We start from the raw sequence: 256 nt of genomic DNA, 5'->3' as shown, positions 1-256 counted from the left end.
GCCATGGATGATCACCTGAGAGCCGGTGTCACTGTTGGGCTTGAGCAACACCGGATTCATGTCGGTGTGTGGCGCAAGGTTGGCGGCCTGCGCCTGCACCGCCTGGGCGCGGCCGATCTCGCCGCCTTCGGCGGTCACCGCGCTGTTGAGCGCCATGTTCTGCGGTTTGAACGGCACCACCGCGATGCCCTGGCGCACCAGCCAGCGACACAGCGCAGTTACCAGCGTGCTTTTGCCGGCGTCGGAGGTGGTGCCC

At 66.8% G+C, this 256-nt stretch carries 1 protein-coding gene; it reads right to left on the bottom strand.

All coding sequences use genetic code 11. From position 1 onward, the window contains the following. Window positions 1–256, bottom strand: a 256-nt coding sequence (locus AC0L20_RS41300; protein WP_473295878.1) for a nucleotide-binding protein, incomplete at both ends; no start/stop codon positions are given.

The organism is Bradyrhizobium sp. Kon58 (assembly GCF_055807455.1).
This window is presented reverse-complemented; position numbering and strand designations above follow the sequence as displayed.